General features: G+C 67.2%; 19 protein-coding genes. 16 read left to right on the forward strand and 3 right to left on the reverse strand.

Features of this window, described 5'->3' with window-relative positions; genetic code table 11:
• Positions 1-52 precede the first annotated feature (52 nt).
• Genes ACV229_RS23285 through map form a run of 3 tightly spaced genes read right to left on the reverse strand, consistent with a single transcriptional unit; the run spans position 53 to position 5,427 of the window.
• The gene (locus ACV229_RS23285) at positions 53-1,972 is read right to left on the reverse strand and encodes a pseudouridine synthase (RefSeq protein WP_448085467.1); all 1,920 of its coding nucleotides are present in this window, start codon (positions 1,970-1,972) and stop codon (positions 53-55) included.
• A 16-nt stretch (positions 1,973-1,988) separates the two neighbouring features.
• Positions 1,989-4,565, reverse strand: a complete 2,577-nt coding sequence (locus tag ACV229_RS23290; protein WP_448085468.1) for a [protein-PII] uridylyltransferase — start codon at positions 4,563-4,565, stop codon at positions 1,989-1,991.
• Positions 4,566-4,611: 46 nt separating this feature from the next.
• Entirely contained in the window at positions 4,612-5,427 is an 816-nt protein-coding gene (map, locus tag ACV229_RS23295; RefSeq protein WP_448085469.1) for a type I methionyl aminopeptidase, read from the reverse strand.
• Positions 5,428-5,844: 417 nt separating this feature from the next.
• On the opposite strand from map, the gene rpsB reads away from it, so the two are divergent.
• The 16 genes from rpsB (at position 5,845) to ACV229_RS23375 (ending at position 21,493) form a co-directional block, all read left to right on the forward strand.
• The gene (gene rpsB, locus ACV229_RS23300) at positions 5,845-6,585 is read left to right on the forward strand and encodes a 30S ribosomal protein S2 (RefSeq protein WP_448085470.1); all 741 of its coding nucleotides are present in this window, start codon (positions 5,845-5,847) and stop codon (positions 6,583-6,585) included.
• Positions 6,586-6,747: 162 nt separating this feature from the next.
• On the forward strand, positions 6,748-7,629 hold the full coding sequence (tsf, locus tag ACV229_RS23305) for a translation elongation factor Ts (protein ID WP_448085471.1): 882 nt from the start codon (positions 6,748-6,750) through the stop codon (positions 7,627-7,629).
• A 156-nt stretch (positions 7,630-7,785) separates the two neighbouring features.
• On the forward strand, positions 7,786-8,499 hold the full coding sequence (pyrH, locus tag ACV229_RS23310; protein WP_448085472.1) for a UMP kinase: 714 nt from the start codon (positions 7,786-7,788) through the stop codon (positions 8,497-8,499).
• Positions 8,500-8,615: 116 nt separating this feature from the next.
• A complete protein-coding gene (gene frr / locus ACV229_RS23315) occupies positions 8,616-9,176 on the forward strand; it encodes a ribosome recycling factor (protein ID WP_448076033.1) in 561 nt (186 codons plus the stop codon).
• 49 nt (positions 9,177-9,225) lie between these two features.
• On the forward strand, positions 9,226-10,008 hold the full coding sequence (gene uppS, locus ACV229_RS23320; RefSeq protein WP_448085473.1) for a polyprenyl diphosphate synthase: 783 nt from the start codon (positions 9,226-9,228) through the stop codon (positions 10,006-10,008).
• Complete coding sequence (locus ACV229_RS23325) at positions 10,002-10,826, forward strand: phosphatidate cytidylyltransferase (RefSeq protein ID WP_448085474.1); 825 nt, start codon at positions 10,002-10,004, stop codon at positions 10,824-10,826. The genes uppS and ACV229_RS23325 overlap by 7 nt, the downstream gene beginning before the upstream one ends.
• A gap of 16 nt (positions 10,827-10,842) precedes the next feature.
• Complete coding sequence (locus ACV229_RS23330; protein WP_448085475.1) at positions 10,843-12,039, forward strand: 1-deoxy-D-xylulose-5-phosphate reductoisomerase; 1,197 nt, start codon at positions 10,843-10,845, stop codon at positions 12,037-12,039.
• An 11-nt stretch (positions 12,040-12,050) separates the two neighbouring features.
• Entirely contained in the window at positions 12,051-13,424 is a 1,374-nt protein-coding gene (gene rseP, locus ACV229_RS23335; RefSeq protein ID WP_448085476.1) for an RIP metalloprotease RseP, read from the forward strand.
• Between the two features lie 61 nt (positions 13,425-13,485).
• Positions 13,486-15,795 (forward strand): outer membrane protein assembly factor BamA, encoded by a 2,310-nt coding sequence (bamA, locus tag ACV229_RS23340; RefSeq protein WP_448085477.1) that lies wholly within the window; start codon positions 13,486-13,488, stop codon positions 15,793-15,795.
• 64 nt (positions 15,796-15,859) lie between these two features.
• Positions 15,860-16,357, forward strand: a complete 498-nt coding sequence (locus ACV229_RS23345; RefSeq protein WP_448085478.1) for an OmpH family outer membrane protein — start codon at positions 15,860-15,862, stop codon at positions 16,355-16,357.
• 16 nt (positions 16,358-16,373) lie between these two features.
• Positions 16,374-17,456, forward strand: coding sequence for a UDP-3-O-(3-hydroxymyristoyl)glucosamine N-acyltransferase (gene lpxD, locus ACV229_RS23350; protein ID WP_448085479.1), 1,083 nt, complete (start codon positions 16,374-16,376; stop codon positions 17,454-17,456).
• Between the two features lie 129 nt (positions 17,457-17,585).
• On the forward strand, positions 17,586-18,053 hold the full coding sequence (fabZ, locus tag ACV229_RS23355; RefSeq protein WP_006495559.1) for a 3-hydroxyacyl-ACP dehydratase FabZ: 468 nt from the start codon (positions 17,586-17,588) through the stop codon (positions 18,051-18,053).
• Between the two features lie 58 nt (positions 18,054-18,111).
• Complete coding sequence (gene lpxA / locus ACV229_RS23360; RefSeq protein WP_448085480.1) at positions 18,112-18,900, forward strand: acyl-ACP--UDP-N-acetylglucosamine O-acyltransferase; 789 nt, start codon at positions 18,112-18,114, stop codon at positions 18,898-18,900.
• Positions 18,901-18,903: 3 nt separating this feature from the next.
• Positions 18,904-20,073 (forward strand): lipid-A-disaccharide synthase, encoded by a 1,170-nt coding sequence (lpxB, locus tag ACV229_RS23365; protein WP_448085481.1) that lies wholly within the window; start codon positions 18,904-18,906, stop codon positions 20,071-20,073.
• Complete coding sequence (gene rnhB, locus ACV229_RS23370) at positions 20,070-20,714, forward strand: ribonuclease HII (protein ID WP_448085482.1); 645 nt, start codon at positions 20,070-20,072, stop codon at positions 20,712-20,714. Before lpxB ends, rnhB begins: the two co-directional genes overlap by 4 nt.
• The gene (locus ACV229_RS23375) at positions 20,711-21,493 is read left to right on the forward strand and encodes a TrmH family RNA methyltransferase (protein WP_448085483.1); all 783 of its coding nucleotides are present in this window, start codon (positions 20,711-20,713) and stop codon (positions 21,491-21,493) included. Before rnhB ends, ACV229_RS23375 begins: the two co-directional genes overlap by 4 nt.
• Positions 21,494-21,500 lie beyond the last annotated feature (7 nt).

Below are 21,500 nucleotides of genomic sequence, written 5' to 3' on the forward strand. Positions count from 1 at the left end.
CCGCTTGCGCGGGCTTTTTCACGCCTGGCGAGTGCGGCGCAGGCCGCCGCCGTCAGAACGTCTCGTCGGCTGACAGGTAGCGCCATTGTCCCTGCGGCAGCGCACCCAGCATCACGCGGCCCATCCGTACGCGCTTGAGGCCGATCACTTCGAGGCCGACCAGCTCGCACATGCGGCGGATCTGGCGCTTCTTGCCTTCGCGCAGCACGAAGCGAAGCTGCTCGCCGTTCTGCCAGCTCACCATCGCGGGCTTCAACGCAACGCCGTCGAGCTCGAGCCCGTGGCGCAGCTTCGCGAGCGATTCAGCGGGGAAGTGCTGGTCGATGTCGACGAGCCGTTCGCCGAAGCGCACGCGCACCAGGTATTCCTTGTCGATGTCCGACTGCTCGCCGATCAGCTGCTTCGCGATCCGGCCGTTCTGCGTCAGTACGAGCAGGCCCGTCGAATCGATGTCGAGCCGTCCGGCCGGCGCGAGCGCGCGCAGGTGCTGCGGCGAAAAGCGCACCGGCGAGCGGTCGCCGCTCCAGTGGTTCTCGCGCGTGATCAGCACGGTCGCGGGCTCGTAGCCGTCTTCCGCCTGGCCCGACACGTAACCGACCGGCTTGTGCAGCAGGATCGTCATCTGTGCGGCCTGTTCGGCCTGCGCGCGTTCGTCGATCTCGATGCGCTGGTCGGGCCGGACCTTGGTGCCGAGCGTGTCGATGCGCTCGCCATCGACGAGCACCCAGCCTTTCTCGATCCATTCGTCGGCTTCGCGGCGCGAACACAAGCCGAGTTCGGACATGCGCTTCGACAGGCGCAGGAGGCCCGATTCGTCGCCGTGATCCACGTCGGCCGTCCGGCGCTTCACCGGCTGCGCGGTCTTGAAGCCCGTGCCGGACGACGGCCGCTCGACGCCGCCGCGCTTCGGGCGCGCGTCCGCGCTGCGCGCGGCGCGTTCGCCGTCGCGCGGCGCACGGGCCGGACGTTCGGACGTCGTGCGGCGCTCGCCGAAGCTGCGCTTCGCGCCTTCGCCGCCCGTCGCGTCGCGATAGGGCGCACGCTTGCCGCCTTCGGTGCCGGTGCTCGTGCGGCGGGGCCGCGCGTCGCGCGCGTCGTCGTCGCCGCGGCGGGCCGGGCGTGCGTCGGATGGGCCACGGCTGAACCTGCTGTCCGTGCTGCGGCGCTCGCCTGCGGGTTTGCCTTCCGCGCTGCGGTACGGGCGACCTTCGGGCCGGCCTTCGCCGAAGCGACCTTCGCCCCGTTCGGAGCGCCCGGCGGGCTTCGCGTCCGCGCCGCGATACGGACGGCCTTCGCCACGTTCGCCGCGCGCTGCGGGTTTGCCTTCCGCGCTGCGGTACGTGCGACCTTCGGGGCGACCTTCGCCGAAGCGACCTTCGCCACGCTCGGACCGCCCGGCGGGCTTCGCGTCCGCGCCGCGATACGGCCGGCCTTCACCACGTTCGCCGCGCGCAGCGGGCTTGCCTTCCGCGCTGCGGTACGGGCGGCCTTCGGGGCGACCTTCGCCGAAGCGACCTTCGCTACGTTCGGACCGCCCCGCGGGCTTCGCGTCCGCGCCGCGATACGGACGACCTTCACCACGTTCGCCGCGCGCAGCGGGTTTGCCTTCCGCGCTTCGATACGGGCGCCCTTCGGGCCGGCCTTCGCCGGTGCGGCCCGCGCCGCGTTCGGTGCGGCCGACAGGCTTCGCACCGCCGCCGCGCACGCTCCGCTCGACGCCGCCATCGCGCGGCGGACGCTTCGCCGGTGCGCGATCGGCGCCCGGACGGCCCGCGTCACCGGCAGCGCGCGGTTTGAACGTGCGCTCGCCGGCGGCCTTCGGCGCGGGCGCCTTCTTCGGGCCGGCCGGCTTGGCTGCCGCGACAGGCGCAGCGGGGCGCACCGGCTTGCGTGCGACGTGGCTGCCGGAACGGACGGGGGCGCGGGTCGGCGAGGCCGGCCGCGGATTCTTGACGGTCAATTTGGTGCGCATAAACGCTGGAATACATTCAGACTGCGATCGCTCGCAGCAATTCGGTTTCTAACTGGATCTGCAGACGGTTGTCGGACAGGCCGGCACCGTGGAGCAGGAAGATGTCCTCGACACGTTCGCCGAGCGTATTGATCCGCGCCGCATGGACGCCGACCCGGTGCTCGGCCAGCACGCGAGCGATCGAATAGAGAAGGCCCGGCCGGTCGTTGGCGGACACGGACAGGATGTAGTACTGGCCGCGCTCGTCGGCCCGCAGGTCGACGCGCGGCGTGATCGGGAACGTCCGCGACAGCCGCGACAGCCGGCCCTTGGACGGTTCCGGCAGCGGCGCCGCCTCGGCGAGACGCATCGCGAGCTGCTGCTCGACGAGGTTCGCGATGTCGCGGTACTGCACGTCGTGCTCGGTCTGCGTGACGATGAAGTTGTCGAGCGCATAGCCGTGCCGCGTCGTGCTGACGCGCGCGTCGAGCACCGACAGCCCGTTGCGGTCGAAATACGCGCAGATGCCCGCGAACAGGTCCGCGCGGTCCTTCACGTACACGAGCACCTGCAGTGCGTCACCGACAGGCGACGGCCGCGCGCGGACGATCGCGGTCTCGGCGTTCACGTGCCGGTACAGCACGCGGGTCTGCCACGCGATGTCGGCGGCGTCGTGACGCAGGAAGAAGCCGACGTCGAGCTGGTCCCACAGCGCGCGGTGCGCGTCGGTCGGCACGGTTTCGAGGCGCAGCAGCGCGAGCGCTTCCTCCTGGCGCGACTTCAGCTCGGAGTGCGTGTCGGGCTGTGCGCCGCCGAGCACGGCGAGCGTCGCGCGGTACAGGTCCTCGAGCAGCTTGCCCTTCCACGTGTTCCAGACCTTCGGGCTGGTGCCGCGGATGTCGGCGACGGTCAGCAGGTAGAGCGCCGTCAGCCTGCGCTCGCTGCCGACGAGGTCGGCGAAGCGCTTGATGACTTCCGGGTCGCTCGTGTCCTGCTTCTGTGCGACCTGGCTCATCGTCAGGTGATGCTGGACGAGCCACACGACCAGCGCCGCGTCGTCGTCGGCGACGGCGTGCTCGCGGCAGAAGCGCCGCGCGTCGGCCATCCCGAGCGTCGAGTGGTCGCCGCCGCGGCCCTTCGCGATGTCATGGAACAGCGCTGCGATGTACAGCACCCACGGCCGCTCGAAGTTGCCGATCAGCTGGCTGCAGAACGGATATTCGTGCGCATGCTCGGCGACCGCGAAGCGGCGGATGTTGCGCAGCACCATCAGGATGTGCTGGTCGACCGTGTACACGTGATACAGGTCGTGCTGCATCTGGCCGACGATGCGGCGGAAATTCAGCAGGTAGCGGCCTAGCACGCTCGTCTGGTTCATCAGCCGGAACGCGTGCGTGATGCCTTCGGGCTGCTGCAGGATCTGCATGAACGTCTGGCGGTTCTGCGGATCGCGCCGCCACGCGTTGTTCATGATCTCGCGCGAGTTGTACAGCGCCCGCAGCGTGCGCGCGGACAGGCCCTTCACGCCGCGCGTCGTCTCGTACAGCAGGAATGCTTCGAGGATCGCGTCCGGATGACGTTCGAACACGCCGTCGTCGACGATCTCGAGCATCCCCTGCTTTTCGACGAAGCGGTCGGGCGACAGCACGCGCGTGATGCCGCTCGTCGCGGGAAAGAGCTGGGCCTCGATGTTCTGGATCAGGATCGTCGCGAGCTGCGTGACGGCCTTCGCGGCCCAGTAGTATCGGCGCATCAGCTGTTCGCTCGCGCGCTTGGCAGGCGTCGGCTTGTAGCCGTAGCTTTCCGCCGCCTGGGTCTGCAGGTCGAACACGAGCATGTCCTGGCGGCGCCCGGCGATCACGTGCAGCCGCGCGCGCAGCGTCTTCAGGAAGCCTTCGTTGCGACGCAGCTCGCGTGCTTCGCGGTCGGTGATGAGGCCGCGCGTGTCGAGCTCGCGCCAGCTGCTGCCGAAGCCGGCCGCGCGCGCGATCCACAGGATCGTCTGCAGGTCGCGCAGCCCGCCCGGGCTTTCCTTCACGTTCGGCTCGAGGCTGTACGGCGTGTCCTGGAACTTCGCGTGGCGCTGGCGCATCTCGAGCACCTTCGCGGTGAAGAACGCGCGGGCGTCGAGCGCCTCGTGGTAGCGCACCGTAAAGCGCTCGAACAGCGCGGTGCTGCCGACGATGCGGCGCGCCTCGAGCAGCGACGTCTGCACCGTGACGTCGTTCGACGCCTCCTCGATGCACTGCGCGACCGAGCGCACGCTGCTGCCGATCTCGAGGCCGAGATCCCACGCCATGCCGATGAAGCGCTCGATGCGCGCGTCGAGTTCGGTGTCGTGCCCGTCGGGCAGCAGCACGAGAATGTCGACGTCGGAATAGGGCGCGAGCTCGCCGCGCCCGTAGCCGCCGACGGCGACGAGCGCGAGCGTTGCGGGCAGCCCGCAATCGTCCCACACGCGCTTGAGCGCATCGTCGGTGGCCTTCGACAGCGCGTGCATCAGCGGCGCGACGTTGGCCGCGCTGCGAAAGCGCGCAAGCAGGTCGGCCTTGGCGGCCTTGAATTCGGCGCGCCGCGACAGCGCTTCGGACGACGGGGCTGCGTGAGCGCTCATGGGCGGCCGGTCAGATGGGGGGCGGGGCGGGCTGGCGCGGACGCGCTCAGACCGCCGTGGCCGAGTTGGCGAACACGGGGCGGGCCGGCGAGCCGGCGGACACCGTCAGCACGTCGTAGCCGGTCTCGGTGACGAGCACGGTGTGCTCCCACTGCGCGGACAGGCTGCGGTCGCGCGTCTTGACCGTCCACTGGTCGGGCATCGTGCGGATGTCGCGCTTGCCGGCGTTGATCATCGGCTCGATCGTGAAGATCATCCCCGGCTTCAGCTCGACGCCGGTGCCCGGACGGCCGTAGTGGACGACCTGCGGATCCTCGTGGAACACCGTGCCGATCCCGTGGCCGCAGTATTCGCGCACGACGCTGTAGCCCTGCGCTTCCGCGTGCTTCTGGATCGCGTGGCCGATGTCGCCGAGATGCGCGCCCGGCTTGACCTGGTCGATGCCGAGCCACATGCATTCGTAGGTGGTCTGCACGAGGCGCTTCGCGAGGATCGATCCTTCGCCGACGATGAACATCCGGCTCGTGTCGCCGAAGTAGCCGTTCTTGATGACCGTGACGTCGATGTTGAGCGCGTCGCCGTTCTTGACCACCTTGTCACCCGGGATGCCGTGGCAGATCACGTCGTTGACCGAGATGCAGGTGGCCTTCGGGTACGGCGGATAGCCGGGCGGCTGGTAATTCAGCGGCGCGGGAACCGTGCCCTGTTCCTTGACCATGTACTCATGGCAGAGGCGATCGAGTTCGGCCGTCGTGACGCCCGCGACGACATGCGGGGTGATGAAATCGAGCACTTCGCTCGCCAGACGGCAGGCGACGCGCATCTGCGCGATATCGTGTTCGTTTTTGAGCGTAATAGCCATCGAGGTGTGCCTGGAAAGCGGTGAATTGACGAATTATCGCACCTTATGCCGGGCGTCGCAGCCCCCGGCGCCTGAGCAGGCGCGGGTTTTTGCGGATTGCCGGGCGCGCGGCGGCCGGTGCGGCAAAGTGGCGGGCGACTTGAGGGCCGACAAATCGGCGTGCTATACTCTTTGGCTAAGTCGACACTCAAATGCCTTTCATGTCCCGATTCGGGGTGGCTTCAGGGATTGAAGCGGGGCATTGGGCGGTGGAGGCTTGCGGCACGGGCATTCCGCACGTGCCGAATCGCAAGCCGGCGCAACCAGGGTGCCGGCCGCGCGGAATCTGGCGCCCTTCGGGGGTGGCAAGCCTTTCGGGGCACGTTCGCGCGGCGGTACGGCAGCCGGCTTAAGACCTAACCCTCGTGGAGAATTCACATGGCAGTCACGATGCGCCAAATGCTGGAAGCAGGTGTCCACTTCGGTCACCAGACGCGCTTCTGGAACCCGAAGATGGCACCGTTCATTTTCGGTCATCGCAACAAGATTCACATCATCAACCTCGAAAAGACGCTGCCGATGTTCACGGACGCACAGAAGTACGTGCGTCAGCTGGCAGCGAACCGCGGCACGATCCTGTTCGTCGGCACGAAGCGCCAGTCGCGCGACACGATCGCGCAGGAAGCACAGCGCGCAGGCATGCCGTACGTCAACGCACGCTGGCTCGGCGGCATGATGACCAACTTCAAGACGCTGAAGGTGTCGATCAAGCGCCTGAAGGACATGGAAGCAGCGGTCGAGGCAGGCGAGCTCGAGAAGATGAGCAAGAAGGAAGCGCTGCTGTTCGAGCGTGAAATCGCCAAGCTGCAGAAGTCGATCGGCGGCGTGAAGGACATGGGCGGCATTCCGGACGCGATCTTCGTCGTCGACGTCGGCTACCACAAGATTGCCGTCACCGAAGCGAACAAGCTCGGCGTGCCGGTCATCGCCGTGGTCGATACGAACCACTCGCCGGAAGGTGTGGACTACGTGATCCCGGGCAACGACGACTCGAGCAAGGCAGTCGCGCTGTACGCGGAAGGCGTGGCCGACGCGATCCTGGAAGGCCGTGCGAACGCGGTCAACGAAGTGGTCCAGGCAGTGCGTGGCGACGACGAGTACGTCGAGGAAAACGCGTAACTGGCCCCGAGCCGGCGCAAAAAGGGGGCTCTCAACAGGCCCCCTTTTTTTAAGCTTGTGCGCCGGACCTGATCGCGCCGTGTCGGCGCGGGTCCGGAAACGAATCTCGGCCGTTCGCGTCAAAGCGGGCGGCGTTGTGAATACAGACTCAAGGAGCGAATGATGGCGGCAATTACCGCAAGCATGGTGGCAGAACTGCGCGCAAAGACCGACGCACCGATGATGGAGTGCAAGAAGGCGCTGACGGAAGCCGACGGCGATCTGGCCAAGGCTGAAGAGCTGCTGCGCGTCAAGCTCGGCAACAAGGCGAGCAAGGCGGCATCGCGCGTGACGGCCGAAGGCATCGTCGCGTCGTTCGTCGGCGGCAACGCCGGCGCGCTCGTCGAGCTGAACTGCGAAACCGACTTCGTCGCGAAGAACGACGACTTCAACGCATTCGCGAAGACCGTCGCGGAACTCGTCGCGACGCAGAACCCGGCTGACGTGGCTGCGCTGTCGGCGCTGCCGCTCGACGGCAGCACGGTCGACGCAGTGCGCCTCGCGCTGGTCGGCAAGATCGGCGAGAACATCTCGATCCGCCGTTTCGTCCGCTTCGAAACCGCGAACAAGATCGCGACCTACCTGCACGGCGCGCGCATCGGCGTGATCGTCGAGTACACGGGCGCGGAAGAGCAGGTCGGCAAGGACGTCGCGATGCACATCGCGGCAATGAAGCCGGTCGCGCTGTCGTCGGCCGACGTGCCGGCCGATCTGATCGAGACGGAGCGCCGCGTGGCCGAGCAGAAGGCTGCGGAATCGGGCAAGCCGGCCGAGATCGTCGCGAAGATGGTCGACGGCAGCGTCCAGAAGTACCTGAAGGAAGTGTCGCTGCTGAACCAGACGTTCGTGAAGAACGACAAGCAGACGATCGAGCAGATGCTGAAGGCCGCGAATGCTGCGGTGCAAAAGTTCGCACTGTTCGTCGTCGGCGAAGGCATCGAGAAGCGCCAGGACGACTTCGCCGCCGAAGTGGCCGCGCAAGTCGCAGCAGCAAAGCAGCAGTAAGCAGTCAAGCAATACCCGCGGCGGGCGTCCGTCCCGCCGCGGCCGGCGGCGCCGCCGGCCGGCCGGCAAGTCCGGTCCGACCGGCGGCGCTTGCCCGAATCAGTATTTCGCCCCTACAGTTCGTGGTTGTCATCCTCTCGTCGCTCGGAAGCCCCTATGCCCAATGCCTATAAACGCGTCCTCCTCAAACTCTCCGGCGAAGCGCTGATGGGCGACGATGCCTTCGGCATCAATCGCGCTACGATCGAACGGATGGTGGCTGACATCGCCGAAGTCGTGCGTCTCGGCACGCAGCTCGCGGTGGTGATCGGCGGCGGTAACATTTTCCGCGGTGTCGCGGGCGGCGCGGCCGGCATGGACCGCGCGACGGCCGACTATATGGGGATGCTGGCGACGATGATGAACGCACTGGCGCTGCAGGACGCGATGCGCCACGCGGGCATCGAGGCGCGCGTGCAGTCCGCGCTGCGGATGGACCAGGTCGTCGAGCCGTACATTCGCCCCCGTGCGATCCGCCAGCTCGAGGAGGGTCGGGTGGTGATCTTCGCGGCCGGCACCGGCAACCCGTTCTTCACGACGGATACGGCCGCCGCGCTGCGCGGCTCGGAAGTGGGCGCCGAGGTCGTGCTGAAGGCGACGAAGGTCGACGGTGTATATTCCGCCGATCCGAAGAAGGATCCGTCCGCCACGCGCTACACGACGATCAGCTTCGACGAGGCGATCAGCCGTAATCTGCAGGTGATGGATGCGACCGCGTTCGCGCTGTGCCGCGACCAGAAGCTGCCGATTCGCGTGTTTTCGATCAACAAGCCGGGCGCGCTCAAGCGCATCGTGCTGGGCGAGGAAGAAGGCACGCTCGTCCACGTGTAAACTCCCGCGGATGCGGTCGACCGGATGCGGGCGGCCGGCGTGCGCGACCGCCGTGGGCGTCGGCGCGTACGCGAGAGGCCCGCGATCATTGAAGAATTGAAGGTTCGGAGGTTGAAATGAGTGTCGCTGATGTCAAGAAGGGCGTAGAGCAGAAGATGCAGCGCTCGATCGAAGCGTTCAAGAACGATCTGGCGAAGATCCGCACGGGCCGTGCGCACACGGGCCTGCTCGATCACGTGCAGGTCGACTACTACGGCTCGATGGTGCCGATCTCGCAGGTGGCCAACCTGACGCTCGTCGACGCGCGCACGATCGGCGTGCAGCCGTGGGAAAAGAACATGGTCGCGAAGGTCGAGAAGGCGATCCGCGAAGCCGATCTGGGCCTGAACCCGGCGACGGCCGGCGACCTGATCCGCGTGCCGATGCCGGCATTGACGGAAGAGCGCCGCCGCGAGCTGACGAAGGTCGTGAAGGGCGAGGGCGAAACGGCCAAGGTCGCGATCCGCAACCTGCGCCGCGACGCGAACGAGCAGCTCAAGAAGCTCGTGAAGGACAAGGAAATCTCGGAAGACGACGAGCGCCGTGCCGGCGACGACGTGCAGAAGCTGACCGACAAGCACGTTGCTGAAGTCGACAAGCTCGTGCAGACCAAGGAAGCCGAGATCATGACGGTCTGACGACCGTCCTCGCGTGCCGCCTTCTTCCCGCATTACAGTCTCAACGGCCATGACTTATACCAGCTCTACCGTTCGCGTGCCTGACGTCGGCGCCGTGCCGCGTCACATCGCGATCATCATGGACGGCAACGGCCGTTGGGCGACCGAACGCCGACTGCCGCGCGTCGCGGGGCACACCCGCGGCGTGGACGCCGTGCGGGCGGTGGTCGAAGGTTGCGCGCGCGCCGGCGTCGAATACCTGACGCTGTTCGCATTCAGTTCGGAAAACTGGCGGCGGCCGACCGACGAAGTGTCGTTCCTGATGCGGCTCTTCATCACCGCGCTCGAGCGCGAGGTCGGCAAGCTCCATGCGAACGGGATCCGCCTGCGTGTGGTCGGCGATCTCGAGCGTTTCGAACCGCGCATCCGCGAACTGATCCGCCGCGCCGAAACCAAGACCGCGCGCAACACGCGCCTCACGCTCACCATTGCCGCGAACTACGGCGGCCGGTGGGACATCCTGCAGGCGACGAAGAAGCTCGTCGAGCAGGCCGTGCGCGAGGGGCGCGAGGTGGAGGTCAGCGAGGATTCGTTCGCGCCCCATCTGGCGATGGCCTACGCGCCGGAACCCGATCTCTTCATCCGCACCGGCGGCGAACAGCGCATCAGCAACTTCCTGTTGTGGCAGCTCGCGTACGCCGAGTTCTATTTCACCGACAAATACTGGCCGGATTTCGACGGTGCCGCGCTGGCCGACGCGCTGGCGTCGTATACCGACCGCGAGCGCCGTTTCGGGCGTACGAGCGCGCAAGTCGAGTCGCAGTCGCAGAACGCCGACTCCCTTTCATGCTGAAAACCCGTGTAATCACGGCGATCGTGCTGCTGGCGGTGCTGCTGCCGGTGACGCTGTTCGCGCCGCTGATGGCGTTCGGCGCGTTGATCGGCGTCGTGCTGGTGTTCGCGGCCTGGGAATGGGCGCGTCTGCTGAAGCTGAGCGGCGCTGGTCCGGTCGTCTACGCGATCGTCGCTGCGCTGGTGCTCGCCGCGACCACGCGGCTCGGCATCGGCGAATCGTCATCCCGCCCCCTCTTTGCGGCAGCCGGCGTGTTCTGGCTGCTGGTCGGCCCGTTCGTGCTCTCGCGCAAGCCCGTGCTCGCCGGCGGCGTGTGGCGGCCGTTCCTGCTTGCGGCCGGCCTCGTGATCTTCTCGGCCTGCTGGCATGCGCTGGTCGCCGCGCGCGCGCAGGGCGTGCCGTTCGTGCTGTCGCTGCTGCTCGTCGTCTGGCTGGCCGATATCGGCGCATACTTCGCGGGCAAGGCCTTCGGGAAGCGTAAACTGGCCGTGACGATCAGCCCCGGAAAGACCTGGGAAGGCGCTGTCGGCGGCTGGCTCGCCGTGATGATCGTCGCGAGCGCCGCGATGGCGGCTCACCTGTTCGAGCCGACCCTTTTTTCTGCATTTGCCGCACGGTTCGGCGGGCCGGGTGCGTGGGCTGCGCTGACGCTGCTCGTCGCTTACAGCGTGATCGGCGATCTGTTCGAGTCGCTGCTGAAGCGCCAGGCGGGCGTGAAGGATTCGAGCGGGCTGCTGCCGGGGCATGGCGGGGTGCTTGACCGCGTCGACGCGCTGCTGCCCGTGCTGCCGATCGCGATGCTGCTGTTTCACGGTTAAAACCTACACTTCTGTTATGCAAAAACGCCTGACATTGCTCGGTTCGACGGGCTCGATCGGAGACAGCACGCTCGACGTGGTCGCGCGCCATCCGGAGCGCTTTTCGGTCTACGCGCTCACCGCGCACCGCAACGGCGACAAGCTGGTCGCCCAGTGCCTGCGCTTCGCGCCCGAAGTGGCCGTGGTCGGCGATGCCGACACTGCCGCGCGCGTCGAGGCGCAGCTGCGCGCGGCCGGCAGCAGGACCGAGGTGGCCTACGGGCCGCAGGCGCTCGTCGACGTGTCGAAGAGCGACAACTGCGACACCGTCGTCGCGGCGATCGTCGGCGCGGCGGGCCTCGCGCCGAGCCTTGCGGCCGCGCGTGCCGGCAAGCGCATCCTGCTCGCGAACAAGGAATCGCTCGTGATGTCGGGCGCGATCTTCATGGACGCGGTGCGCGACCACGGCGCGATCCTGCTGCCGGTCGACAGCGAACACAACGCGATCTTCCAGTGCATGCCGCGCGATGCGGCCGAGCACGGCGGGATCGCGAAGATCATCCTGACCGCGTCGGGCGGCCCGTTCCGCACCCGCGAACCGGCGACGCTCGTCGACGTGACGCCCGACGAGGCGTGCAAGCACCCGAACTGGGTGATGGGTCGGAAGATCTCGGTCGATTCCGCGACGATGATGAACAAGGGCCTCGAGGTGATCGAGGCGCACTGGATCTTCGGGCTGCCGGGCGACCGGATTGACGTGCTGATCCATCCGCAGAGCGTGATCCACTCGCTCGTGTCGTACCGTGACGGCTCGGTGCTCGCGCAGCTCGGCAACCCCGACATGCGCACGCCGATCGCGCACGCGCTCGCTTACCCGGCCCGCGTCGACGCGGGCGTCGAACAGCTCGACCTCGCGCAGATCGCACAGCTGTCGTTCGAGAAGCCCGACTACGCGCGCTTCCCGTGCCTGGCGCTCGCGCTGAAGGCGCTCGCCGAAGGCGGCGTCGCGAGCGCCGCATTGAACGCGGCGAACGAGGTTGCGGTCGAAGCGTTTCTCGAGCGCCGGATCGGCTTCATGGCGATCGCGTCGACGGTCGATGCCGTGCTCAACGCGTTGCCGAACCGTGCGCCGAACGGGCTCGACGACATCCTTGCGGCCGATGCCGAGGCGCGCCGCCTCGCTGCGGAAATCATTGCGAAAGCGCCTGCGCCACGCGTGGAGCGCACTGCCTGAATGAGGTGCTCATGAACGTGCTGGTTGAACTGATCGCGTTTGCGGTGGCGATCGGGGTACTGGTCGTCGTGCATGAGTACGGGCACTATCGCGTCGCACGCTGGTGCGGCGTGAAGGTGCTCCGTTTCTCGATCGGCTTCGGGCAGCCGGTTGCACGCTGGGTCAGCCGGAAGACGGGCACCGAGTGGACGCTGTCCGCGCTGCCGCTCGGCGGCTACGTGAAGATGCTCGACGAGCGCGAGCCGGGCCCCGGCGTGAAGCCGGAAGAGCTCGGGCAGGCGTTCAACCGCCAGTCGGTCGGCAAGCGCATCGCGATCGTCGCGGCCGGGCCGATTGCCAACTTCCTGCTGGCAATCGTGCTGTTTTCCGTTGTTTTCGCAACGGGCGTGACCGAACCCGCGGCGGTGATCGCGCCGCCGGCGCCCGGCACGGTCGCGGCCCGGGCCGGGTTCGACGGCAACGAGACGATTGTGTCGATCCGCGACGCGCACGGCGGCGACGCGCAGCCGGTGCGCTCGTGGTCGGACCTGCGCTGGAAGCTCCTCGCGGCCGCGTTCGATCGTCGGGAAGTCGTGCTCGGCGCGCGCGACGGCGGCGCGTCGACCTACGATTTCCGCGTCGATCTGCGTCATCTTCCGGAAACCGACCTCGACGACGATTTCATGATGCGGCTCGGCTTCGATACGGGCGGCGGCGCGCTGTCCGTCGCGTCGGTGCAGCCGGGCAGCGCGGCCGAACGGGCCGGCCTGAAGAGCGGCGACACGCTGCTCGCGCTCGACGGCGAGCGGATCGGCGGCGCGTCGCGCTTCATCGATGCGGTGAAGCACCATGCGGGCAAGTCGCTCACGCTCAGGATCGAGCGCAACGGTGCCGCGCAGACGGTCACGATCATGCCGCAGGCGCAGCGCGACGACGAAACCGGGCAGCCGGTCGGCCGCATCGGCGCCGCGCTGTCGATGCACACGCCGAGCGTCGACGTGCGCTACGGGCCGATCGAGAGCCTGAAGCTGGGCGCGCGCCGCACGTGGGACATCTCGGTGTATTCGTTGCGGATGTTCGGGCGGATGGTGACCGGCGACGCGTCGCTGAAGAACCTGTCCGGCCCGGTGACGATCGCCGACTACGCAGGCAAGAGCGCGCGGCTCGGTCCGTCGGCGTTCCTGTCGTTCCTCGCCCTTGTCAGCATTAGCCTTGGCGTACTTAACTTGTTGCCGATTCCCGTTTTGGACGGGGGGCATCTGTTATATTATCTGGTTGAAGCCGCGACCGGGAAAGCCGTTTCGGAGCGCTGGCAACTGATTCTGCAAAGAGCCGGGTTGATCTGCATCGTCGCATTGTCGGCGATCGCGCTGTTCAACGATCTGGCTCGGTTAATCCATTTCTGAAGCATCAGGCGGCGGCCGCAGGGCAGTCGCCTGATTTGATGCAGCTAAATATTGGGGATGCATGTTGTTCAAACCTCATCGCTTTGTACCTAAGACAGTTGCAGCGGCGGCGCTCGCTGCGCACGGCCTCGCGGCGCATGCAGCGGCACCGTTCGTGGTGCAAGACATCAAGATCGAGGGCTTGCAGCGCGTCGAACCCGGTTCCGTGTTCGCATACCTGCCGATCAAGCAAGGCGACACGTTCACCGACGACAAGGCATCCGAAGCAATTCGCGCGCTGTACGCGACGGGCTTTTTCAACGACGTGCGCATCGCCACCCAGGGCAACGTCGTGATCGTGCAGGTGCAGGAGCGCCCGGCGATCGCATCGATCGACTTCACCGGCACGAAGGAGTTCGACAAGGACAACCTGACGAAGGCGCTGCGCGCGGTCGGTCTCGCGGATGGCCGCTACTACGACAAGGCGCTCGTCGACAAGGCGGAGCAGGAGCTCAAGCGCCAGTACCTGACGCGCGGCTTCTACGCGGCCGAGGTCAAGACGACGGTCACGCCGGTCGACGCGAACCGCGTGTCGATCCTGTTCGCGGTCGCCGAAGGGCCGAGCGCGAAGATCCGCCAGATCAACTTCATCGGCAACAAGGCATTCAGCACGAGCACGCTGCGCGACGAGATGCAGTTGTCGACGCCGAACTGGTTCTCCTGGTACACGAAGAACGACCTGTACTCGAAGGAAAAGCTGACGGGCGACCTCGAGGCGGTGCGCTCGTACTACCTGAACCGCGGCTACCTCGAGTTCAACATCGAGTCGACCCAGGTGTCGATCTCGCCGGACAAGAAGGACATGTACCTGACGGTCACGCTGCACGAAGGCGAGCCGTACACGGTGTCGGGCATCAAGCTGTCGGGCAACCTGCTCGACCGCGAGGCCGAGCTGACCAAGCTCGTCAAGGTCAAGCCGGGCGACCGCTTCTCGGCCGAAAAGCTGCAGCAGACGACGAAGGCGATCGTCGACAAGCTCGGTGAATACGGCTACGCATTCGCGACCGTCAACGCGCAGCCGGACATCGACCAGGCGAACCACAAGGTGAACCTGACGCTCGTCGTCGATCCGAGCCGCCGCGTGTACGTGCGCCGCATCAACGTCGTCGGCAACACGCGCACGCGCGACGAGGTCGTGCGCCGCGAAATGCGCCAGCTCGAGAGCTCGTGGTTCGATTCGAACCGCGTCGCGCTGTCGAAGGACCGCGTGAACCGTCTCGGCTACTTCACCAACGTCGACGTGACGACGGTGCCGGTCGAAGGCACGAACGACCAGGTCGACGTGAACGTGAAGGTCGACGAAAAGCCGACCGGCGCGATCACGCTGGGCGCGGGCTTCTCGTCGACGGACAAGGTCGTGCTGTCGGCCGGCGTGTCGCAGGACAACGTGTTCGGTTCGGGCACGAGTCTCGCAGTGAACGTGAACACCGCAAAGAGCTACCGGACGCTGACCGTCACGCAGGTCGACCCGTACTTCACCGTCGACGGCATCAAGCGGATCACGGACGTCTACTACCGTACGTACCAGCCGCTCTACTATTCGACGAGCTCGAGCTTCCGGATCATCAGCGCGGGCGGCAACATGAAGTTCGGCATCCCGTTCTCGGAAGTCGATACCGTCTACTTCGGCGCGGGCTTCGAGCAGAACCGCCTCGACGTCGATTCGGCGACGCCGCAGAGCTACCAGGATTACGTGAACGAGTTCGGCCGCGTGTCGAACACGGTGCCGCTGACGGTCGCGTGGTCGCGCGACGCGCGTGACAGCGCGCTGATCCCGAGCCGCGGCTACTTCACGCAGGCGAACATGGAGTACGGCGTGCCGGTCGGCAAGATCCAGTACTACAAGGCTGACCTGCAGGCGCAGTACTACTATTCGTTCTCGCGCGGCTTCATCCTCGGCCTGAACCTGCAAGGCGGCTACGGCAACGGCATCGGCAACCCGTACCCGATCTTCAAGAACTACTACGCGGGCGGTATCGGCTCCGTGCGAGGCTATGAGCCGAGCTCGCTGGGCCCGCGCGACACGAAGACGAACGACCCGATCGGCGGCTCGAAGATGGTCGTCGGGAACATCGAGCTGACGTTCCCGCTGCCGGGCACCGGCTACGACCGCACGCTGCGCGTGTTTACGTTCCTCGACGGCGGTAACGTGTGGGGCAATGCGCCGGGCGGCACGAGCACGGGTGCGAACGGCCTGCGCTACGGTTACGGCGTCGGTCTCGCGTGGATTTCGCCGATCGGTCCGCTCAAGCTGAGCCTCGGCTTCCCGCTGCAGAAGCACGATGGCGACCAGTACCAGAAATTCCAGTTCCAGATCGGGACGGCGTTCTGATCGAACGCATGACAACAGCAACGAGAGGGTAATTTTGCTAACCGGTAAGTTTTCGAAACGAGTGATGTGTGCGCTGACCGTTGCGCTGGCCTTGGGCGCGACGACGGTGCACGCACAGGACGTCGCCCGCATCGCGGCGGTCAATTCGGATCGGATCCTGCGCGAGTCCGCGCCCGCAAAGGCGGCGCAGACGAAGCTCGAAGCCGAGTTCGCGAAGCGCGACAAGGATCTGCAGGACCTGGCGGCGCGCCTGAAGTCGATGTCCGATTCGCTGGACAAGAGCGGCGCGTCGATGTCGCCGGGCGATCGCGCGCAGAAGCAGCGCGACCTCGCGCAGCTCGACACCGATTTCCAGCGCAAGCAACGCGAGTTCCGCGAAGACCTGAACCAGCGTCGCAACGAAGAGCTGGCGGCCGTGCTCGAAAGAGCGAACAAGGTCATCAAGCAGATCGCCGAGCAGCAGAATTACGACCTGATCGTGCAGGAAGCCGTGTACGTCAGCCCGCGCATCGACATCACCGACAAGGTGCTCAAGGCGCTCGCGTCCGGCTCCACGAACTGAACGGAGCAGACGACGAATGGCATTGACGCTTGATGTACTCGTAAAGCGGTTCGGCGGCGAGATCGCCGGCGACCGCCAGTACCCGGTCGGCGGCCTTGCGCCGCTCGACCAGGCCGGCCCCCAGCAACTCGCGTTCCTCGCGAACCCCAAATACCTGTCGCAAGTCGAGACGACCCGCGCAGGCGCGGTGCTGATTGCGCCGAAGGATCTGGAAAAGCTGGGTGCGGCCGCTACCGGCCGCAATTTCATTGTGACGCCGAATCCGTACGCGTACTTCGCGCGCGTCGCGCAGATGTTCATCGACCTCGCCGCGCCGCCGCGCGCCGCGGGCGTGCATCCGAGCGCGACGATCGATCCGGCCGCGCAGGTCGCCGCAACCGCGGTGATCGGCCCGCACGTGACGATCGAGGCGGGCGCGGTGATCGAGGACGGCGTGCAGCTCGACGCGAACGTGTTCGTCGGCCGCGGCACGACGATCGGCGCCGGCTCGCACCTGTACCCGAACGTATCGGTCTACCACGGCTGCAGGATCGGCCCGCGCGCGATCGTCCATGCGGGCGCCGTGATCGGCTCCGACGGCTTCGGTTTCGCGCCGGACTTCGTCGGCGAAGGCGAGGCGCGCACCGGCAGCTGGGTCAAGATTCCGCAGGTCGGCGGCGTGTCGATCGGCCCGGACGTCGAGATCGGCGCGAACACGACGATCGACCGCGGCGCGATGGCCGACACGGTCGTCGAGGAATGCGTGAAGATCGACAACCAGGTCCAGATCGGCCACAACTGCCGGATCGGCGCCTACACGGTGATCGCCGGCTGCGCGGGCATCGCCGGCAGCACGACGATCGGCCGCCACTGCATGATCGGGGGTGCAGTCGGCATCGCCGGCCACGTGACGCTCGGCGACTACGTGATCGTCACCGCGAAGTCGGGCGTGTCGAAGTCGCTGCCGAAGGCCGGCATCTACACGAGCGCGTTCCCGGCCGTCGACCACGGCGACTGGAACAAGAGCGCCGCGCTCGTGCGCAACCTCGACAAGCTGCGCGACCGCATCAAGGCGCTCGAAACCGCACTCGCCGCGCAGGGCGGCGGCGCGGACGCGTAACCCATACCATGCGACACATGAACCGGGCACGGGCAGCGCGTACCGCCCGGTTCGACCGACAGGGCCGGGCGACGGCCCGCATCAGCATCTGCTTCACCACCGCGCAGCCTCTGCGTGAGACGAACCATCATGAGCACTGAAAAAATCAATCTCGACATCCACAAGATCCTCACGCTGCTGCCGCATCGCTACCCGATTCTGCTCGTCGACCGCGTGCTCGAACTCGAGCCGCACAAGGGCATCAAAGCGCTGAAGAACGTGTCGATCAACGAGCCGTTCTTCCAGGGGCATTTCCCGAAGCGGCCGGTGATGCCGGGGGTGCTGATTCTCGAGGCGCTCGCGCAGGCTGCCGCGCTCCTGACCTTCGCGGAAGAGCAGCCGAAGGATCCGGAAAACACGCTGTACTACTTCGTCGGGATCGACGGTGCACGCTTCAAGCGCGTCGTCGAGCCGGGCGATCAACTGATTCTGAACGTGACGTTCGAGCGCTATATCCGCGGCATCTGGAAGTTCAAGGCGGTGGCGGAAGTGGACGGCAAGGTCGCGGCGGAAGCCGAGCTGATGTGCACGGTCAAGACGGCCGACGCGGCGCCCTGAGCGACGCGGCAAGCATGGGCAACGCAACGCGACACATCACACTGAGAGGCAACGGCGCATGACCAGGATTCATCCCACGGCGATTGTCGAGGCGGGCGCGCAGATCGACGAATCGGTCGAGATCGGCCCGTACGCGGTCGTTGGCCCGCACGTCACGATCGGCGCGCGCACCACGATCGGTTCGCACAGCGTGATCGAGGGCCACACGACGATCGGCGAGGACAACCGCATCGGCCATTACGCGTCGGTCGGCGGCCGGCCGCAGGACATGAAGTACAAGGACGAGCCGACCCGGCTCGTGATCGGCAACCGCAACACGATCCGTGAATTCACGACGATCCACACGGGCACCGTGCAGGATGCCGGCGTCACGACGCTCGGCGACGACAACTGGATCATGGCGTACGTGCACATCGGCCACGATTGCCGCGTCGGCAGCCATGTGATCCTGTCGAGCAACGCGCAGATGGCCGGGCACGTCGAGATCGGCGACTGGGCGATCATCGGCGGCATGTCGGGCGTGCACCAGTTCGTGCGCATCGGCGCGCACTCGATGCTCGGCGGCGCGTCGGCGCTCGTGCAGGACGTGCCGCCGTTCGTGATCGCGGCCGGCAACAAGGCGGAGCCGCACGGCATCAACGTCGAAGGGCTGCGCCGCCGCGGTTTCTCCGCGGACGCGATCTCGGCGCTGCGCAGCGCGTACCGGCTGCTGTACAAGAACGGCCTGTCGCTCGAGGAAGCGAAGGTGCAGCTGCGCGAGCTGGCGGAAGCCGGCGGCGACGGCGACGCGCCGGTCAAGTCGCTCGTCACGTTCATCGACGCGTCCCAGCGCGGCATCATCCGCTAAGCGATGCCGCTCACGACCAACCAGCTCCGGCTCGCGATGGTGGCGGGCGAGCCGTCGGGCGACCTGCTCGGGGCGTCGCTCCTCGGCGGGCTGCGCGAGCGGCTGCCGGCGTCGGCCCGGTATTACGGGATCGGCGGCCAGCGGATGATCGCGCAAGGCTTCGACTCGCACTGGCAGATGGACAAGCTGACGGTGCGCGGTTACGTCGAGGCGCTGGGTCAGATTCCCGAGATCCTGCGGATTCGCGGCGAACTGAAGCGCCAGCTGCTCGCGGAGCGGCCGGATGCGTTCATCGGCATCGACGCGCCGGACTTCAACTTCAACGTCGAGCAGGCGGCACGGGACGCGGGCATTCCGGTGGTCCACTTCGTGTGTCCATCGATCTGGATCTGGCGCGGCGGCAGGATCAAGAAAATCGCCAAGTCGGTCGACCACATGCTGTGCCTGTTCCCGTTCGAACCGGCAATTCTCGACAAGGCGGGCGTCGCGTCGACCTACGTCGGCCATCCGCTTGCCGACGAGATCCCGCTCGAGCCCGACATGCGCGGCGCGCGGATCGCGCTCGGCCTGGCCACAGACGGCCCGGTGATCGCCGTGCTGCCCGGCAGCCGGCGCTCGGAAATCGCGCTGATCGGCCCGACGTTCTTCGCGGCGATGGCGCTGATGCAGCAGCGCGAGCCGGGCGTGCGCTTCGTGATGCCGGCGGCGACGCCGGCGCTGCGCGAGCTGCTGCAGCCGCTCGTCGACGCGCACCCGCAACTGGCGCTGACGATCACCGACGGCAGCGCGCAGGTCGCGATGACGGCGGCGGACGCTGTCCTCGTGAAGAGCGGCACCGTGACGCTCGAGGCGGCGCTGCTGAAAAAGCCGATGGTGATCTCGTACAAGGTGCCCTGGCTGACCGGGCAGATCATGCGCCGGCAGGGCTACCTGCCGTATGTCGGCCTGCCGAACATCCTCGCCGGGCGCTTTGTCGTGCCGGAACTGCTCCAGCATTTCGCGACGCCCGAGGCGCTCGCCGATGCGACGCTCACGCAGCTGCGCGACGACGCGAACCGCCGCACGCTCACCGAAATCTTTACCGAAATGCATCATTCGCTGCGGCAGAACACGGCCGCGAAGGCCGCGGAAGCGGTCGTTCGCGTGATCGAACAGCGCAAGGGGCGCGCATGACGGCAGCACGTGCATCGCGTCGCCGTGCGCCGGCCGACGCGCAGGGCGGCTTCGACTTCAGCCGCCCCGACGAGATTGTCTGCGGTGTCGACGAAGCCGGGCGCGGGCCGCTCGCGGGCCCGGTCGTGGCCGCCGCGGTGATCCTCGATCCCGCGCAGCCGATCGACGGGCTCGACGATTCGAAGGCGCTGTCCGCGAAGAAGCGCGACGCGCTGTACGAGCTGATCGTCGCGCGCTCGCGCGCCTATTGCGTCGCGTCGGCGAGCGTCGACGAAATCGACACGCTGAACATCCTGCACGCGACGATGCTCGCGATGAAGCGTGCCGTCGAAGGGCTCGCGGTCGTGCCGACGCTCGCGCAGATCGACGGCAACCGCTGCCCGACGCTGTCGGTGCGCGCGGAGGCGATCGTCAGCGGCGACGCGCTCGTGCCGAGCATCTCGGCGGCGTCGATTCTCGCGAAGGTCACGCGCGACCGCATGCTCGTCGACCTGCACGAACGCTTCCCGGTCTACGGATTCAACGTGCATGCGGGCTACGGCACCGCGAAACACCTTGCCGCGCTGCGCGAGCATGGCCCGTGCGAAGCGCATCGCCGCTCGTTCGCGCCCGTGCGCGCGGCGCTCGAATTGATTCGATGAAAGTCATTACCTCCCGCGACAACCCGCTGTACAAGCGCCTGAAGGCGCTCGCCGGTTCGACGCACCATCAGCGCAAGAGCGGGCAGGCGCTGCTCGAAGGATTCCATCTCGCGAGCGCGTATCTCGACACCGGCGCGATTCCGGAGCTGTGCGTCGCGACCGAAGGCGCGCTGCGCCACGACGAGGCGCAGGCGATCGTCGCGCGCATCGACGCGCACCGGGTCGTCACGTTGCCCGATGCGCTGTTCGGACAGCTGTCGAACGTTGTCAACGGCGTCGGCTTCCTGCTGCTCGTCGATCGGCCGTCCCATCCGCTGCCCGCGCGCGTCACGCAGGCGTCGGTCGTGCTCGACGGCGTCCAGGACGCCGGCAACGTCGGTTCGATCCTGCGCAGCGCGGCGGCGGCGGGCGTGCAGCATGTGTTCTGCGCGCCGGGCACCGCATACGCGTGGTCATCGAAAGTGCTGCGCTCGGGGATGGGCGCGCACTTCCTGCTGTCGATCCACGAGGACGTCGCGGCCGATGAGCTGGCCGAGCGGATCGGCGTGCCGATCGCGCTGACCGATTCGCACGGCGCGCAGGCGATCTACGATTGCGACCTCGCAGGGCCGGTCGTATGGGTGTTCGGCAACGAGGGCGCGGGCGTGTCGGCGTTCTGGCGCGACGCGGCGACGCATCGCGTGACGATTCCGCAGCCGGGCGGGATGGAGTCGCTGAACGTCGCGGCCGCCGCCGCGGTGTGCCTGTTCGAGCAGGTGCGGCAGCAGCGGGGCGCGTGACGCGCCG

This window comes from Burkholderia sp. MR1-5-21 (genome assembly GCF_053427715.1).

Coding starts and splice junctions, on each gene's coding strand:
- ACV229_RS23325 (WP_448085474.1), top strand. CDS start 10,002: ATGCTGAAAACCCGTGTAATCACGGCGATCGTGCTGCTGGCGGTGCTG.
- pyrH (WP_448085472.1), top strand. CDS start 7,786: ATGCCCAATGCCTATAAACGCGTCCTCCTCAAACTCTCCGGCGAAGCG.
- lpxB (WP_448085481.1), top strand. CDS start 18,904: ATGCCGCTCACGACCAACCAGCTCCGGCTCGCGATGGTGGCGGGCGAG.
- rnhB (WP_448085482.1), top strand. CDS start 20,070: ATGACGGCAGCACGTGCATCGCGTCGCCGTGCGCCGGCCGACGCGCAG.
- uppS (WP_448085473.1), top strand. CDS start 9,226: ATGACTTATACCAGCTCTACCGTTCGCGTGCCTGACGTCGGCGCCGTG.
- ACV229_RS23330 (WP_448085475.1), top strand. CDS start 10,843: ATGCAAAAACGCCTGACATTGCTCGGTTCGACGGGCTCGATCGGAGAC.
- fabZ (WP_006495559.1), top strand. CDS start 17,586: ATGAGCACTGAAAAAATCAATCTCGACATCCACAAGATCCTCACGCTG.
- ACV229_RS23345 (WP_448085478.1), top strand. CDS start 15,860: ATGTGTGCGCTGACCGTTGCGCTGGCCTTGGGCGCGACGACGGTGCAC.
- tsf (WP_448085471.1), top strand. CDS start 6,748: ATGGCGGCAATTACCGCAAGCATGGTGGCAGAACTGCGCGCAAAGACC.
- lpxA (WP_448085480.1), top strand. CDS start 18,112: ATGACCAGGATTCATCCCACGGCGATTGTCGAGGCGGGCGCGCAGATC.
- rpsB (WP_448085470.1), top strand. CDS start 5,845: ATGGCAGTCACGATGCGCCAAATGCTGGAAGCAGGTGTCCACTTCGGT.
- rseP (WP_448085476.1), top strand. CDS start 12,051: ATGAACGTGCTGGTTGAACTGATCGCGTTTGCGGTGGCGATCGGGGTA.
- ACV229_RS23375 (WP_448085483.1), top strand. CDS start 20,711: ATGAAAGTCATTACCTCCCGCGACAACCCGCTGTACAAGCGCCTGAAG.
- bamA (WP_448085477.1), top strand. CDS start 13,486: ATGTTGTTCAAACCTCATCGCTTTGTACCTAAGACAGTTGCAGCGGCG.
- frr (WP_448076033.1), top strand. CDS start 8,616: ATGAGTGTCGCTGATGTCAAGAAGGGCGTAGAGCAGAAGATGCAGCGC.
- lpxD (WP_448085479.1), top strand. CDS start 16,374: ATGGCATTGACGCTTGATGTACTCGTAAAGCGGTTCGGCGGCGAGATC.
- ACV229_RS23290 (WP_448085468.1), bottom strand. CDS start 4,565: ATGAGCGCTCACGCAGCCCCGTCGTCCGAAGCGCTGTCGCGGCGCGCC.
- ACV229_RS23285 (WP_448085467.1), bottom strand. CDS start 1,972: ATGCGCACCAAATTGACCGTCAAGAATCCGCGGCCGGCCTCGCCGACC.
- map (WP_448085469.1), bottom strand. CDS start 5,427: ATGGCTATTACGCTCAAAAACGAACACGATATCGCGCAGATGCGCGTC.